Raw genomic sequence first — 1636 nt, 5'->3', positions numbered from 1 at the left:
TAATAGACCGCCGTCGCACTCGGGTCGTTCGTCTGCCCGGTGAGCCGCATCAGCGGATCGTCCGTGTTGGGCCCGTGCACATAGCGCGCCGTCTCAGTCCAGGTCGCGCTGTACTCCGCATCGATGTCGTCGCCGTTGTACCTGTAGTAGGTCGTGATGCCATTGCTCGTCTTCGCGATCCGACGGCCGGCCTGGTCGTACTGGTAGCTCTCGCTGACACCAGGCTTGTAGAAAGCAATGAGCTGATCATCGGGATTCCACGTGAAGCTGGAGACGGTGCTGCCGCTGCATGTCGTCGTGGTCCGGCTCACACCTGTACCTTCGCACTTCATCGTCAGATTGCCGTTGGCGTCATACACGAAGGCATGGATGAGGGTGCATCAGCGAAATCTTTGCGGAATTTAGTCGGGATTAATTCAGCAAGTAATACTTGACGACGTTGGGCATTATTTCCGAATCGGTGAACAATCCAGGAATCACCTGTGGTTGTTTTCTTCCATCTGTTAGGATTACGCCAACCTCATCTTCCAGCTTCGTTTTATCGTAGCAGTAGGTTTTCTTACCGGCTTTGGTCTCGACGTAACGCGAACCAGTCAGTATGTGCTTTATTCCATGTTTGTCTAAATTATGGCTTAACCGTTTGGTATATTCATAAAAGTCTGAGAGCAGTTCGTTATAGGCCTCCTGGTCTTCTGGGGACAAGGAATCAAGCTCTGCTTGAGAGGGCGCGTAGAAAACAACCATTCGACCATCTGTCCTTACCGTGTCCTTGCTTTTCCCTGGACACGATGCGGCACACCCTGTAAGGGGGAAAATTAGCAAGCCAATATAAAGCATCCAGATGAACCTCCGACACTTATGTATCATGGTGCTCCTCAATTATTTTCTTGGTTTCAAACCGGTCGTTGCTCCACCGCTGTAAGGCGAAGTGGATGTCCCTGTAGTCATTGCGCCAAGGGATTGATTGGATGCTCCAGGACTACTGTTAAGCAATAGGCTGCTCCCATAAATCAATCCCTGCAACTGTTGGTAGTCAGCCTGATTTTCTGACCGGGCCTCGGCAACATTGCTATAACCATATGACATCGGATTGGCTTGGAAATGCACAGGGTCAAAGACTCGGGGTGCACCCGTTGTGCCTGCCATACCGCTCTTAACGCCAGGAAAGAAGCCAGAACTGCGCGGCTTGTCGATTGGTGCTAAGTTGTTCATCAATGCGATATTCTCAAGTTCGACTCGTGAGATTGGATCAAGTTTTCCAAAAGTCGCGGCGCTTGCAACGTTCACATCCACTGCGAAACCTGTTTCATGGTATCCAGTTCCTGGCCTTGCTGCGGGCAATCCTCTGACCATGTTTTGCGCATGAATTTTCGCCTGCTCTGCTGTGGTCCTAAAGTCGCTGGTCACTGAGATTTTGTACCCTGCGCTCTGCACATCCCGCACGAAATTGACCACGTTATTGGCGATTGACGAATCAAAAAACAAGGTCTGAATCTGACCGTTTGAGCCGGGCAACCCTACACCTTGCAATGCGAGTCCGCTCGGATCCGTGAAGTTAACCGGATTGTTGTTGACGTAGGCATACCGATTGACCCCATCCGGCATCCCCGCCGGGTCTCTTGAAATGAAGCGTCCA

3 protein-coding genes are annotated in these 1636 nt (G+C 51.3%); all 3 read right to left on the bottom strand.

All coding sequences use genetic code 11. The features are described 5' to 3' along the window. The coding region (locus tag B058_RS16615) for a hypothetical protein (RefSeq protein WP_040723860.1) at positions 1-359 on the bottom strand (359 nt) is incomplete at its 3' end. A gap of 52 nt (positions 360-411) precedes the next feature. Then, positions 412-744: a hypothetical protein gene (locus tag B058_RS0107790; protein WP_018507914.1), complete on the bottom strand. Its 333-nt coding sequence runs from the start codon at positions 742-744 to the stop codon at positions 412-414. Positions 745-879: 135 nt separating this feature from the next. After that, positions 880-1636, bottom strand: a 757-nt coding sequence (locus B058_RS17520; RefSeq protein ID WP_157265667.1) for an RHS repeat-associated core domain-containing protein, incomplete at its 5' end; no start/stop codon positions are given.

Source organism: Thiobacillus thioparus DSM 505, from assembly GCF_000373385.1.
Lineage (GTDB): Bacteria > Pseudomonadota > Gammaproteobacteria > Burkholderiales > Thiobacillaceae > Thiobacillus > Thiobacillus thioparus.
This window is presented reverse-complemented; position numbering and strand designations above follow the sequence as displayed.

Bases quoted from the DNA above. Each gene is read 5' to 3' on its own strand.
- B058_RS0107790 (WP_018507914.1), bottom strand. From the start codon at position 744: ATGGTTGTTTTCTACGCGCCCTCTCAAGCAGAGCTTGATTCCTTGTCC.